9 protein-coding genes are annotated in these 13,599 nt (G+C 45.3%); all 9 read right to left on the bottom strand.

The annotated features are described in order from the left end of the window. Window positions 1-4: 4 nt before the first annotated feature. Window positions 5-3,664, bottom strand: a complete 3,660-nt coding sequence (gene metH, locus JNK13_05380) for a methionine synthase (GenBank protein ID MBL7662166.1) — start codon at window positions 3,662-3,664, stop codon at window positions 5-7. Window positions 3,665-3,682: 18 nt separating this feature from the next. After that, entirely contained in the window at window positions 3,683-8,350 is a 4,668-nt protein-coding gene (locus JNK13_05375; GenBank protein ID MBL7662165.1) for a UvrD-helicase domain-containing protein, read from the bottom strand. Between the two features lie 12 nt (window positions 8,351-8,362). Beyond that, on the bottom strand, window positions 8,363-9,241 hold the full coding sequence (gene galU, locus JNK13_05370; protein ID MBL7662164.1) for a UTP--glucose-1-phosphate uridylyltransferase GalU: 879 nt from the start codon (window positions 9,239-9,241) through the stop codon (window positions 8,363-8,365). Then, on the bottom strand, window positions 9,238-9,390 hold the full coding sequence (locus tag JNK13_05365) for a CcmD family protein (protein MBL7662163.1): 153 nt from the start codon (window positions 9,388-9,390) through the stop codon (window positions 9,238-9,240). The genes galU and JNK13_05365 overlap by 4 nt, the downstream gene beginning before the upstream one ends. A gap of 9 nt (window positions 9,391-9,399) precedes the next feature. Beyond that, window positions 9,400-10,122: a cytochrome c biogenesis protein CcsA gene (gene ccsA / locus JNK13_05360; protein ID MBL7662162.1), complete on the bottom strand. Its 723-nt coding sequence runs from the start codon at window positions 10,120-10,122 to the stop codon at window positions 9,400-9,402. 14 nt (window positions 10,123-10,136) lie between these two features. Further along, complete coding sequence (locus tag JNK13_05355; protein ID MBL7662161.1) at window positions 10,137-10,838, bottom strand: hypothetical protein; 702 nt, start codon at window positions 10,836-10,838, stop codon at window positions 10,137-10,139. Then, the gene (locus JNK13_05350; GenBank protein ID MBL7662160.1) at window positions 10,835-11,485 is read right to left on the bottom strand and encodes an ABC transporter ATP-binding protein; all 651 of its coding nucleotides are present in this window, start codon (window positions 11,483-11,485) and stop codon (window positions 10,835-10,837) included. The genes JNK13_05355 and JNK13_05350 overlap by 4 nt, the downstream gene beginning before the upstream one ends. After that, a complete protein-coding gene (locus JNK13_05345; GenBank protein MBL7662159.1) occupies window positions 11,485-11,745 on the bottom strand; it encodes a hypothetical protein in 261 nt (86 codons plus the stop codon). Before JNK13_05345 ends, JNK13_05350 begins: the two co-directional genes overlap by 1 nt. Continuing rightward, window positions 11,738-13,599 (bottom strand): heme lyase CcmF/NrfE family subunit (locus JNK13_05340; GenBank protein MBL7662158.1); only part of this gene is annotated, 1,862 nt, incomplete at its 5' end. The genes JNK13_05345 and JNK13_05340, both read right to left, overlap by 8 nt.

Raw genomic sequence — 13,599 nt, 5'->3', positions numbered from 1 at the left:
CTGATTAATCTAACAAATTCGGAGCTAACCACTGCTCCACCGCAGCAACTGTCATGCCCTTACGCTTTGCATACTCTTCAACTTGGTCTTTAAGAATTCTACCAATTCCAAAATAGTGACTTTCCGGATGGGCGAAATAAAGTCCACAAACTGCTGCAGCCGGAGTCATTGCATATGATTCCGTAAGCTGTATCCCAGTGTGTTTAGTTACGGCTAGAAGCTTGAATAACTTTTCCTTCTCCGTGTGGTCGGGACAGGCTGGATAGCCTGGCGCTGGACGAATACCTAGATATTTTTCGCGAAGTATTGCCTCAGGCTTTAAATTCTCATCCGGCGCATAGGCCCAAAGCTCGCGACGAACGATCTGATGCAAACACTCAGCAAAAGCTTCAGCTAAACGGTCAGCTAAGGCCTTAAGCATAATCGAGCGGTAGTCATCGTTCTCTTTTTCTGCAGCTTGAACCAGCGCAGCTAAGCCAATTCCAGACGTCACAGCAAACGCGCCCAAGTAATCACGCACCCCCGACTCTAATGGAGCAACATAATCGGCAAGTGAAGTGTTAAAAATTCCTTCGCGCTTTTCCCCCTGCTGGCGCAACATATTAAATGTGATCAGCTCTTCCAACTTACCTTCCGAAGAAAAAACTTTAAGATCATCTGTAGCTGTAGAATTTGCCGGAAAAATTCCAACAACGCCTTTGGCACGGATCAGTTTTTTGTCAATCAAGGTATCTAGCAACTGACTTGCGTCATGATAAAGGCTTCTAGCTTCCTTGCCATATTGCTCTGAATCTAGAATCTCTGGGAACCGCCCCGGGAGTTCCCAGGCATTAAAGAAAGGTCCCCAATCAATGAAATTTCTTAACCTAGCAAGCGGAAAATCGTCATAAACTTTGACGCCTAAAAATTTTGGCACAACTGGGTCATAGCTCAGCTGTGGCTTATGCTTGCGGGCTTCTTGAATCGGTAAATAATGTCGGTCTTGTTTTTTTTGCGCAAACTCATCGGCAATTTTCTGATATTGAGAGTTAATTTCCGCAAGGAATTCGGGCTTGAGCGTTTTATTAATCAACTTGCCGACAACCGGTGCTGCTCGCGAGGCATCATTTACATGCACCACGCCGTGCTGGTAATGTGGAGCAATTTTCACCGCAGTGTGTTTGCGTGAAGTTGTCGCCCCACCGATTAAGAGCGGGATTTTAAAGCCTGAGCGCTCCATTTCTTTAGCCACATGCACCATCTCATCAAGCGATGGAGTAATTAAGCCACTTAAGCCGATAATATCGACCTCTTCCTGTCGAGCTGTTTCTAAAATCTTCTCACAAGAAACCATCACACCAAGATCGAGGATCTCGTAGTTGTTACAGCCCAAGACAACTCCGACAATGTTTTTCCCAATGTCATGCACATCGCCCTTAACGGTTGCAAGCAAGATCTTGCCATGCTTCTTGCTAACTGCAGCCTTTTTGTTTTCTAAATATGGCAGCAGCACGCTAACGGCTTTTTTCATTACACGCGCACTTTTTACAACTTGCGGCAAAAACATCTTGCCACTGCCAAAAAGTTCTCCCACTACGTTCATCCCAGACATTAAGGGGCCTTCAATTACAAGCATTGGTTCTTTAAGTTCACGATAAGCTTCAGCGGTGTCATCTTCTACAAAATCAGCAATGCCTTTGACTAGTGCATGCGTCAGCCGCTCCGCTACGGGGAGATTTCGCCAAGTTAGATCCTCGCTTGCCGATTTTCCAGTAGAAGTTCCTTTTAATTTATCAGCAAATTGCACCAAGCGCTCAGTGGCATCAGGACTACGGTTGAAAATAACATCTTCAATGTGATCACGTAACGTCGGGTCAATACTTTCATAAACATCTAATTCAGCAGCATTGACGATCGCCATGTCAAGCCCGGCACGAATGGAGTGGTATAAGAAAATAGTATTAAACGCCCTACGCACCGTATTATTTCCGCGGAAGGAAAAAGAGACGTTACTTAAACCGCCACTTACGCCAGCATGTGGCAAATTCGTCTTAATCCAACGCACCGCATCAAGAAAGGCAACGCCATAATTATTGTGCTCTTCAATTCCCGTCGCCAGAGCCAAAATGTTGGGGTCAAAGATAATATTTTCCGCCGGGAATCCAACCTGCTTGGTCAAAATATCATAGGCACGCTGGCATATTTCAATGCGACGATCGAGCGTATCTGCTTGGCCCTTTTCATCAAAAGCCATGACAATCACAGCCGCCCCATAGGCACGAGCAAGCCGGGCATGCTTAATAAACTCCGCTTCCCCTTCCTTCAGGCTAATTGAGTTAACAATCGACTTACCTTGACAGCATTCAAGTCCAGCTTGAATCACCTCCCACTTTGAAGAATCAAAGACGAAAGGAACACGCGAAATGTCAGGTTCGGATACAAGTAAATTCACAAAATCACGCATGATTTGCCGAGAATCAATCAAACCCTCATCGACATTGAGATCTAAAGCTTGGGCACCAGAGAGCACTTGCTCGCGCGCAATTGTTAAAGCTGTATCGAGATCATTATTTTTAACTAGTTCAAGAAATTTCTTCGACCCAGTTACGTTTGTACGTTCGCCAATATTAAAAAAATTCGACTCGGGAGTTTTTGTATATGGCTCTAAGCCAGAGAGATGAAGATAATGATCTTTAAGCTCCGGAATGACTCGCGGCTTAACACCTTCGACTAAGTCTTTAAGTTCGCGAATGTGATCTGGCGTTGTTCCGCAACAGCCACCAACTAAATTTACCAGCCCGCGCGACAAAAACTCTTTTAATTCACCACAAAACTGCCCCGGCGTTTGGTCGTAGCCACCAAACTCATTGGGTAGTCCAGCATTCGGATAGGCAATGACTGGATAAGGAATATCGCGAGCTAGTTCTTCAAGAAAAGGTCGCATTTGCTTTGCGCCAAGTGCGCAGTTTAAGCCAACCGCAGCAAGTTCTGGGGCATGCGCGATCGAATGATAGAAAGCCTTGGCGGTTTGCCCGGAGAGCGTGCGGCCACTTAAATCAACAATCGTGCCTGAAACTATAACCGGCAAGCGAGTATTTTTTTGTGCAAACGCTTGATCGATTGCAAACAGAATAGCCTTACAAAGCAGCGTATCAAAAACTGTCTCGACGAGCAGGAAATCAACTTGCCCGTCAATCAGCGCATTGATTTGTGGCGTATAGGCCTGAACAACATCAGCAAATGTCGTAGCGCGATAACCTGGACGCTCAACATCAGGTGACAAAGTAACAGAGCGATTTGAAGGCCCAATCGACCCAGCAATATAAGCACTTTGACTCGGCGAGCTAAGCTTAATCGCTTCGCGCACTAGGTTAACGCTTGTCAGATTCATCTCATAAACTAAGTGCTCACAGGCAAAGTCTGCTTGGGAAAATTGATTGGCATTAAAAGTATTGGTCTCAATCAGATCGGCACCTGCTGAGAGGTAAGTTGAGTGGATTTGCCGAATCAGATCTGGCTGAGTCAGTGATAGCAAGTCGTTATTGCCTTTTTGATCTTTGGCAAGCTGCATTTTCCCAGCGTAATCTTCAGGACTAAGCTTTGCAGCCTGAATCATTGTTCCCATGCCCCCATCGAGCACGAGAATTTTCTCACTGACAATTTTTCTAAAGGTTTCTAGGCGCATGAATCCCCAAAATTCGTATCATAACGTACTCAGATCTAATACCTTTACTGGTATTTGCGATTGATTGTAGATGAAGCAATGAGGGGATTCTTCATCATCAAGCTGTCCTTTACTTAACAAGGTAGCTCCAAACGTATATTTACTGCTTTCGTTCTCCAGCTGCTTTAGCACATCATCCCGCACTGACAATAGTAGTCTTTTTTTGGCTCGCGTACAAGCCACATAATAAATGCGAAGCTCTTCCTGATGATCGCTAATTTTTTCTGACTTTTTCAATGTTTGATAGACTACGCTTTGATTCTTGCGCGGGGGCAAGCAAAGAATTTCATTACTTCCTAAATTTCCAAGAATTGCATCCGAGCGTTCACGCAATTTGCTGGAAAGAAATGGTAAAATCACTGTATCAAATTCTAGTCCCTTGGCCGCATGAATAGTAGAAAGCACAACGGGTAGAGGTGCTTGATTGCGATCCCTATTCTCAACTGATTTATTTTTCGCTAGTGAGTCATTTGCTAGCGCATGTCCGCCACTAGATCTCTCATATGCAATCCAGCGCGCAAGCTTCTCATACGACTGTAGCAGCGGATCTAACTCACGCATGGTCGCAATCAGTAACTGCACATTCGCGATACGTTCAGCGTAGCCTAGCGCTTGTAGCCCACCACCAAAGTGTGGACTTAAGAAAATGCTTTCCAGTAGGTCAATTGCCGGAATGATTTGTGCCAACTGGCACCAAGTTGCAATTTGCGGCAAGCTCAGTGCGCACTTTTCCCACGAATCGTGCTGGAGTGACAATTTATAAATTTGCTGGTCGCTATAACCCAGCAAAGAAGAACGCAACAATCCTACCAGAGAAATCGCATCAAGTTTACCATCAATCCGCGCTGCAATGAATTTTAAAAATAACTCCACCTCATTTACTTCCTGCAATTCAAAGAAAGCTTGATTGTTTTTGACCGTATAGGGAATGCCCGCGGCACCTAATGCCAAAGCAAGCTTTTCTAGTTGCAGGCGCGTGCGCGCAAGAATTGCAATCTCTTGCTGCGGTGCAATCCAGTTTTTTGTTCCCCCGTTTTGTATTTCCCGGCTTTTTATTTCACGGGCAATGAGCTGGGCTTCAGCTGCGTCTTTATCGGAATCTGCCTTTCCTGAGACAAAAAATACTTCCACGCTTGAGTTACCACTGCTCGGCAATTTTGCAGTTAGCGGCTCAAAGTTAAGATCTGCCATCTCGGTAGCAAAAACATGATTTACAAAATCAAGAATTTGCGGCTCGGAACGATAATTCTCGGTTAGTGAAATTACCCGCCCGTTACGTGCTTCAACCGCCTGCACAGCTTCGCGAAATAGATTGACTTCAGCTCCACGAAATCTATAAATCGACTGCTTTTCATCGCCAACAACAAAAAGTGTTCGGCCTTCGTCGGTGAGTAGATGTTTAACGATTTGCCACTGTCGTGCATCGGTGTCTTGAAATTCATCGAGCATGAGGTGACGAATCTGATCGAGATACTTAAACCCTGCATGACTCGATTGGTTGCCGCCTCCACCTCGGTAGTTGCTGAGTATTTCCTCGGCACCAAGTAGTAGATCGAAAAAATCCACCGCTCCGCGCTGCAACTTTGACTGCTGGTAGTTGTAGGCAACCGCACTTGCGACTTTTTCAAAATCCTCAGTCAACTCAATAAAAGCTAATTCTGCCTCGAGAGATGAGATTTCAGGTAAGATTTGCTCAAGTAGGTCGGCAAGTATTTTTAAATAGTTCTTCGGTTTCTTGAGTGCGCGGCGGCGATAAAGATTGAGATAATTCGATAGCTCAGCGATATTTTCGCGATGCTGACTGAGCTCAGCTGGACTGGTTAGCTGCTGCTCAAGCTTTTCAGTGCGTTCTAGAATTCCCGCATAAATTTCCTGCTGCGGCGTCTCAAGACTTGCTTGAGCATCGCTAAACCAGCGTCTTTGAACTTCATTCCAAAATTTTAATTGTGAGATGAGCTTCTCAAAATTCACTTCGGCAAGTTCTTGCAGTAGTAAACGAATATCCTGCTCCAATGCTTCACGCTGATATTGAGCTTTAACTTTACCATGGAAGCGCTCAGAGATAGCTTGCTTGATTAAATCTGCGAGACGCTGGCGAGCTATGTCATGACGGTATAGCTTTAAAAGTTGATCACTTTTAGAATTGACTAGCACAGATCTAAAAATCTCTGAGAGCAATTCTTCACGCTCAAGCGGTGCAATAATTCGAGTATGCTGATAGCGCTCAAGTCCACTTCTTAAAATTAATGCACGTGCAAAACCATGAATTGTGCTAATTCGCGCCTGCGAGAAATCAACTCGGGCAAGTTCAACCGACTTAAGTGCTTCCTCTGAAATTTCGTTTCCGAGAAAGGCGCGACTGCTTTGCATGCGTTCAAGCGCGTGATAAATTCGGCGTTTTAATTCCTCTGCCGCTTTCTCGGTAAAAGTAATCACGAGAATACTTTTTACTGATGCACCAATTAAGATCTGTCTTAGATAGCGTGTGACTAAGACTTGAGTTTTTCCCGATCCAGCCCCAGCTCTAACGGCTACGCTCTTGAGTGGGTCGGCAGCAAGTAACTGCAGCGGACTGAGGCTAAAGCTACTTGAGCTTACCTCCGTGCTTGGCTCCTGCTTGATTTTCACTACGAGCTGAGTCGACTGCGTGGTGTTTTTTGCTTGTGCTTGCTGCGCTAAAAGTTTTTTCTCAAGTAAGCGCTGATCGCGAAAGCAAATGCGCGAGAATTCACAATAGGAACAAGCTGTAGTCTCTAGCACTTGACTAAAATCACCCTGGCGTACTCTTTGATCGAGCCTATGAATTAAGTCCTGAGTTTTTGCTTGATCAATCAAATCTGTGACTTCAGTTGGCTCCTCGAGCTCATTGTTTCTACCGCCAAGCGGAATAAAGCCAACACGAGCAACCTGACCAAAACGCTTTTCAACAATTGCAGAATAAATCGCAGGCTGTAGGCTTCGATTTTTCTTTACATCAGCCCTACTTGGGACACTGCCCGTCTTATAGTCCCAAACGTGAAATCTGTTTTGCTCTTGGTCAATGCGATCGACAATTCCACGAACTTGAACTCGCTCCAAATAGAAAAACGGGTCAGATTTATTAGCATATGACTGCGCTTCAACCGCGATTGGATAACTACTAAAGTAGTTAAGTTGCAGTTCTAGTGCACGTCGCAATGGGCCACGTAATTTTACTTTTGCGTCTAACGCCTGATCAAGACCGCGAAGAATATATTCTTTTTCCGCAAGATAAAATGCTGAAGAATCCCAATCAATTGTCGGTAGCACTTTTAAAGCTGCTCTAGGCTGTCGTTCTTTTGACTTTTCAAATTGCTCAAGTGCTATTTGCTTAAGATGATTACAGGCAGTTTGAAAATTTTCCCGGGTGACAGGAATTTTTAGTGCATAGAATTGCTTCAAACTTTCATGCACGAGTGTTCCACTTTCAGCTGGAATGCGATCCTCAGGGGCTTGATCTAAATTTTCAAGCTTAAGCACTGTGCGAAAAAAGTAGCGCTGCGGGCAATCGCTTAGGATTTCCAGATCGGAAACACTATAGGTGCTGAGGGCAGTTGCAGTTTGATACTCCTCCTCAAACTTAGCGTCATAGGCGGTAAGTTGGTTAGAACTGCGGCTCTGAATCGCCCGCAATGCACGCGCCGCTAAATCCTCGGTTTCACCCGGAGCTTTTTCCGACAAGCTTACGCTTACTACGTTCTGGTAAAATTCGTTGGTTCTTAGTGTGGCATAGCTACTCTGAGTAAGAACACGTCGTAGAATCTTACTCCACTCCTGAAAGCCTAAAATTGAATCTTGCGGTTTTAGTTCAACCCCAGGTGCATCTGGGTCAATTAACAATCGATAAGCAAGATTTGCTTCAACAATCGATCGCGTAATGGCGCGTTGTGTCAGGACTCGTTCACTGAGTAACTGTGAACTAATTTTCGGGTCAAACTTGGCTAAAGCTTGGCGATAATCAGCAAGCTTAACCCTCTGAGCAGAATACCAAGAGAGGAATTGCGCGCTACTCAGCTTATCCTTTGCGGCAGTCGGCCAAGCATCTAGGCAACTGAGGAGTTTTTGCGCAAGCGGTGTGTGGATTAAAGTATTCTCCAGCTTGGAATCATGAACTAGCTCAGTTTGACTGACTTCACTCTGCTTCGAGAGTAAGTTAATAAACTTAGTTTCAAGTTCTGACCTTCGCTTACCGGTCTCAAGTTTTAATTCCACGTTTTTTGGATAAATTAAACGCGCACTACTTTGTTCCTGACTTAATAATTCAAAGGCCAGTTCAAGAATGCGCTCCTCGGCGAAGTAATTCAGCCTGCGCTGCACTTCGTCAAATTGGTCACGTAGCAATAAGGCCTGCTCACGATATTTTTTATGTGGCAGACTAAGGCCATGAGCATCAATCACCTCGGCAAAGGCTTGGTCATCGAGCGCGAAATGCCTGAGCGCTGAGATGTAACGGTAAAGTGTGCCGCTCACCAATCGATTGCTGAGATCTGCTTGCTGGATCACCCACTGTAGCAAACACTCAGCTTGAATTAGCGTAAGCTTTCTTGGATTTTCTCGGATAATTCCGCTACGAACTGCGTGAGCTTGGTTGGAGAGTAAAATTTTCCACGCAATGTCACTGCAGTTCATAGCAAAAATGCGCTAAGAATTACTGTTCAGTAACTCGCGCATGTAGGCCTTAAGGCGTGGAGCAATATCACGACGCTTCAGGCCGTAATGGATGCCAGCTTGGATGAAGCCGAATTTATCCCCCGCATCAAAGCGTTGGCCACTAAATTCGTAACCAATAAAGCCTTCTGTCTTCATCATTCGCTCCATCGCATCAGTTAATTGAATTTCTCCATTCTTACCCGGATCGGTCTCTTCGAGATATTTAAAAATGTTTGGCCCAAGCACGTAACGTCCGACAATCGCTAAATTAGAAGGCGCATCAGTTAAGCTCGGCTTTTCAACCATCGTGTCTAATTCATAGACGCGCTCTGCAATCTGGTGCCCGCCACAAATTCCAAACTTAGACACATCCTCATCACCAACACGCATCAAAGCCACAACTGATTTTTGATATTTATTGTAAATATCAATCATTTGCTGCGTGCAGGGTGTCACGGCATCAACTAAATCATCGCCGAGAAGCACAACAAAAGGCTCCTCCCCGACTACGTCCTTGGCGCAGAGCACTGCGTGACCAAGCCCGCGTGGCTCCCCCTGCCTGACACTTACAAATTTCGCTAAATAGCTAGTGTCGTGCAAAGCTTTCAATAACTCTGACTTGCCTTCCCCTTGAAGCTTAGCTTCAAGTTCAGGATAGATGTCAAAATGATCAATAATCGCGTTCTTGCCACGACCTGTAATAAAAATAACTGTTTCAATTCCTGAATCAGAAGCTTCCTTCACGATATACTGCACCGTTGGGGTGTCAACGATCGGTAGTAGCTCTTTGGGCACAGATTTTGTTGCCGGTAAAAATCTCGTTCCTAATCCAGCTGCTGGGATTACAGCTTTTCTAACTTGCTTGCTCATTTAGAATTGCGCTCCTTCAAACGCACAATTTCATCATTCATTTTTCTCAATTTATTGCCAAATACAACAAGAAACGCGCTGATTAGCAACCAGAAAGCTGTATAGCCTAGAAAAAGGTACCAATAGGTCTGTGGAGTGTTAGAATTCATATAATTCCCCTATTCTTCAAGATGGCGCTGCCGAGAAAGGTTAGTGATCTCAGCTTGTAAAAAAAGTTTAGCTACTAAGAGTAACCACAACCAGCTAGCGAAAGTACCGAGTGCCAACGTAGCAGTCAGTAAGGTCCAAACAAAGCTGGGGGCACGTAGTCCTTGGTTGGAGATTACCTGCGGATGGAGTTGTGCACTTGGCTCAATCAGTCTGATCGAAAAAATCACAACAGGCACCAACACCGTTGCCAGCACGCCTAAGACAGCGGCAAAGCGCGCTGCCTGCACTTCTTCTGTGGCCAATAATTTACGAACAAGCACGTAGCCTGCAAGTGTCAGCCATAAAATTAGCTGTGAAACGATGCGCGGCTCCCAACGCCAATACGTGTTCCAGGAAGACTTCCCCCAAATCATGCCGGTAATCAGCACGATTGAAGCAAAAAGTAGCGCAATCTCTGCCGCAGCACGAGCAAAGTGATCAGATCGAGCGTCCGCACTCCAGAGATAATAAACGCTGGCAATAAAAAGTATGGCAATCATCAAATAGCTGGTAAAAGCTGCGCCAACATGAAAATAAAAAATGCGCTGCGCAGAGCCCATCACATTTTCATCTGGTACAACAATAAAAATCAGATATTGCACGAGGCAGATTAGTAAAACACTCAAACTGGGCAGCACCCAACGGGCCCAAACACTGGAGATCAACTGCTCTGGCGATAAAATATTACTCATCTGCTTGAACGCCCCTACCTTGCACGATCATAATTCACTAAAAATTCAAACAAGATCAACCCCAAACCTACAACTAAAATCGCAAATCCAAAAGTCAATAGCATTGCTGAACTTAGAAAAATATTAGGCGCTCGCTCAACGCTCGATTGTAAGACTGCCAGCACACCGAGCGTCTGCGGAATGGCCAAGGGCAAAAGTAAAATGTCGAAAACTAATCCTAAGCCAGAAATTTGCACTGCAATCGCCGCAAGTAAGGTAGCTAAGGCCGTAATCCCCAGTGCGAATAGTCCGAGGGTAAATAAAACTGGAGCGAACTGCGCGAATCCCTGAGTAAACAGATCGAGGCCAGAAATATAGAGTGTGGCGAAAAGTCCAAGCAGGTTTAGTGCTGCGACAAAAACCGTTCCAGAAAACACACGGGCAATAAAATGACTTCCCAGGTCGAGGCCCATCACTGCTAAACCATTGAGGGTGCGATTCTGGAAATCATTCTCCGCAAAAGTCCGACTCACTTCGCGACCGACAAGTAACCAATTCAAAACAATTAGGGCCAAAGTAAGATCAAGACGCAGCCGATCATCGGCTACTGCAAGTCGCGACAAGATTCCAGCAAGTGTGGCAAAGGTAAGCACCACTGCAACCACTCCATAGAAAAGTGCAGTGTCGCGGATGAGCATGCTGAGATCACGGCGCACTAGTGCAATCAAGAGTTTCACCGGCTAGCACCTCGCGAGATGTCGCTCTCCAAACCGTTCGATAGATCGAGACTATAATCACACAGATCCTGAACTTCTGCTTGCTGGTGATAGGAGAGTAGCGTCACGCTAGTTGAAGATTTTCTTTGTCTTAAAAGATCGACCAGCTTCCCAGCGCTCTTTGCATCTAGGTTTGAAAATGGCTCATCCAGGATCAGCACTAGTGGATCGCCCAAAAAAGCTACTGCCAGTGCAGCGCGACGACGAAAACCCTGCGAAAGTGTAGAAATCAAATCAAATTTAATTTCTTGAAGCCCAAAATCATCCAACACTCGCGTAACAGCCAAGTCATCGAGTCCGCGAATAGTTGCATGAATCTTTAAAATCTCGATTAATTTTAGTGTTTCGTAGAAAAAATTATCGTGATCGAGCACTCCTAGCACTGGTCGTTTTAATTGTTTTGCTACTTGGTTGGGCCAACTAATTTTTCCACTTGTCGGCGAATTTAGTCCAGCCAGGCAGCGCAAGAGCGTAGTTTTACCGCTGCCATTTTGTCCCCGAATGCCAAGAATTTCTCCGGCTGTAAGCTTACAGGACAATTTTGTAAAAACCGGTTTGCGCCCGAACCACTTGGATAAATCTTCAAATATAAAATTTGCTTGTTCCATTAATCCGTATCTGGCGTGTTTGGAGAAAAATGTTTTTTCTCCGCTTGATACTCTTCCAGGCTTAATTTACCCGCCTTAAAATCTTCTTCCAATTCAACTTCAAAAACTTGTGGTTCAACCTGCGGTTTGAGTGCCTGGTCCAAGGCGGTAACTGCCTTTGGCTCGTCAATTAAAACTTGGGCGTCGAAAAATGGAACGATTAAATGGGCAACACCAAAAATACAAATGAATACTGCAGCTAGTGCCTCGAGGTTATGCATGCTGCCTCCCCGACACTGGACTTACTACTCGCGCACTGCCACCTGCCACAACCGCAACAGGCTCCAATCGCGTCAAGACAATCAGTAAAAAGATCCCACAAAAAAGCACTCCAGCTCCAATCCAAAGCCAAACTTGCAGCGGATTTAAGAAAATTTTAAACGCAGCGCGACTTTCCGAGCTTGAATTATCAAGCCCGCCTAAAGCCAGATAAACATCTTCAAGCAAGGTCGAATGCACCGCAACTTCAGAGGTAACCTGTTCTCCCCGTGGATAAAAACGCTGCTCAGGGAAAAGAATTTGAATTAATGAATTGTTGCGATCGAGCACTTTAACTTCAGCAATTAAAGCCTGATAATTGGGAAAGCTTTGCTCACGTAAGTTGGCAAGTTCAATCCGGTAGCGTCCAATTTCAACTGCCTCCCCTGGTACCAAACTTACATCACGCTCGATTTTGTAAACACTCGAGGCAATAATTCCAAGCGCCATCACATAAATTCCTGCATGCACAAGATAGCCACAGTAACGCCGTGGCTTTTGCCGGATTAATCTCCAAATTGCAGCTAGCGAGAGCCGCTTCATGTTCGGCAAGATTTCATTTTGCACTCTCAGTCCTCGCCTAAATTCGGCAAGAATTGTCGTCATGCCCATCAGTAAAATCCCAAAACTTAGTGCGGCAAGTGGACGACTTAAATCAATGATAAAAAGTGTCACTGTTGCAGCACTGCCAACCAATAATGGAAAAGCAAGTAATGATTTTAGTTTAGATAAACTCGTTCTGCGCCAGGCCAAAAGCGGCCCTGTGCCCATCAGGAAGAGCAGACATAAAAATAGCGGGCTATTAACTTGATTAAAAAATGGCGGTCCGACAACACTTTTCTCGCCAACCACCGCCTCACTAATTACAGGGAATAACACCCCCCAACATGTGGCAAAACAGATGGAAACTAAGAGCAGATTGTTAATCAGAAACACCGCTTCGCGAGAATAAAATGTCTCAATTGGGTTCTCGGCTGCAAATTGTTCCCAGCGTGCAAAGCAGATCAGCGCAATGCTTAGCGTGTAAATCGCTAAATACGACAAAAAGACCCAGCCCACATCTGTTTCGGCAAAGGCGTGTACGCTCTGCACTACTCCCGAGCGCGTGAGAAATGTTCCAAAAACGCAAAGCCCATAGGAAAGAAACGCAAGCAGCGCGTTCCAGAATTTCAGAATTCCGCGGCGCTCTTGCACCATAATCGAATGAATTAAGGCAGTGCTTGTCAGCCAAGGTAAGAAAGATGCGTTCTCAACCGGATCCCAAGCCCAAAACCCGCCCCAACCAAGTTCGATATAAGCCCAATGACCTCCGAGAATTATGCCACAGGTGAGAAATGCCCAGGGAATTAATGTCGCTCGTCGTAAACTTGCCAGCCAGTCAGCAGTTAGACTACGCGTCATCAAGGCGCCGCACATCAAGGCCGCAGGCACTAAAAGTCCGGTGAACCCTAAGTACAAGCAGGGTGGATGAATTAACATTGAAGGGTTTTGTAAAAGCGGATTTAATCCTGACCCGTCGCTTGGAATTTGTTCAGTCGGCAACAGTCGAAACGGATTGGTAAAAAAACATACGACTGAGTAGAAAAAAAGTGTCCCAGCGTGAAAGAATGCATACGTTGCGCTGCGGAAAGTTTGCTGGGCAAATCTCAAAGATCTGACACAGAAAATTCCATAAATCGAAGTAACCACAGCCCAGAGCAGCATCGATCCATCCATCCCGCCCCAGACTGCAGAAATTAGATAGAGTGGGTGCATCTCGTTGTTCGATGTTTTCCAGACATAGCCAAAGCGATAATCATGTGTCAGGAATAAAATCG

The sequence above is a fragment of the bacterium genome (assembly GCA_016786595.1).
GTDB lineage: Bacteria > Bdellovibrionota_C > UBA2361 > SZUA-149 > JAEUWB01 > JAEUWB01.
This window is presented reverse-complemented; position numbering and strand designations above follow the sequence as displayed.

Bases quoted from the DNA above. Each gene is read 5' to 3' on its own strand.
- metH (MBL7662166.1), bottom strand. From the start codon at position 3,664: ATGCGCCTAGAAACCTTTAGAAAAATTGTCAGTGAGAAAATTCTCGTG.
- JNK13_05375 (MBL7662165.1), bottom strand. From the start codon at position 8,350: ATGAACTGCAGTGACATTGCGTGGAAAATTTTACTCTCCAACCAAGCT.
- galU (MBL7662164.1), bottom strand. From the start codon at position 9,241: ATGAGCAAGCAAGTTAGAAAAGCTGTAATCCCAGCAGCTGGATTAGGA.
- JNK13_05365 (MBL7662163.1), bottom strand. From the start codon at position 9,390: ATGAATTCTAACACTCCACAGACCTATTGGTACCTTTTTCTAGGCTAT.
- ccsA (MBL7662162.1), bottom strand. From the start codon at position 10,122: ATGAGTAATATTTTATCGCCAGAGCAGTTGATCTCCAGTGTTTGGGCC.
- JNK13_05350 (MBL7662160.1), bottom strand. From the start codon at position 11,485: ATGGAACAAGCAAATTTTATATTTGAAGATTTATCCAAGTGGTTCGGG.
- JNK13_05345 (MBL7662159.1), bottom strand. From the start codon at position 11,745: ATGCATAACCTCGAGGCACTAGCTGCAGTATTCATTTGTATTTTTGGT.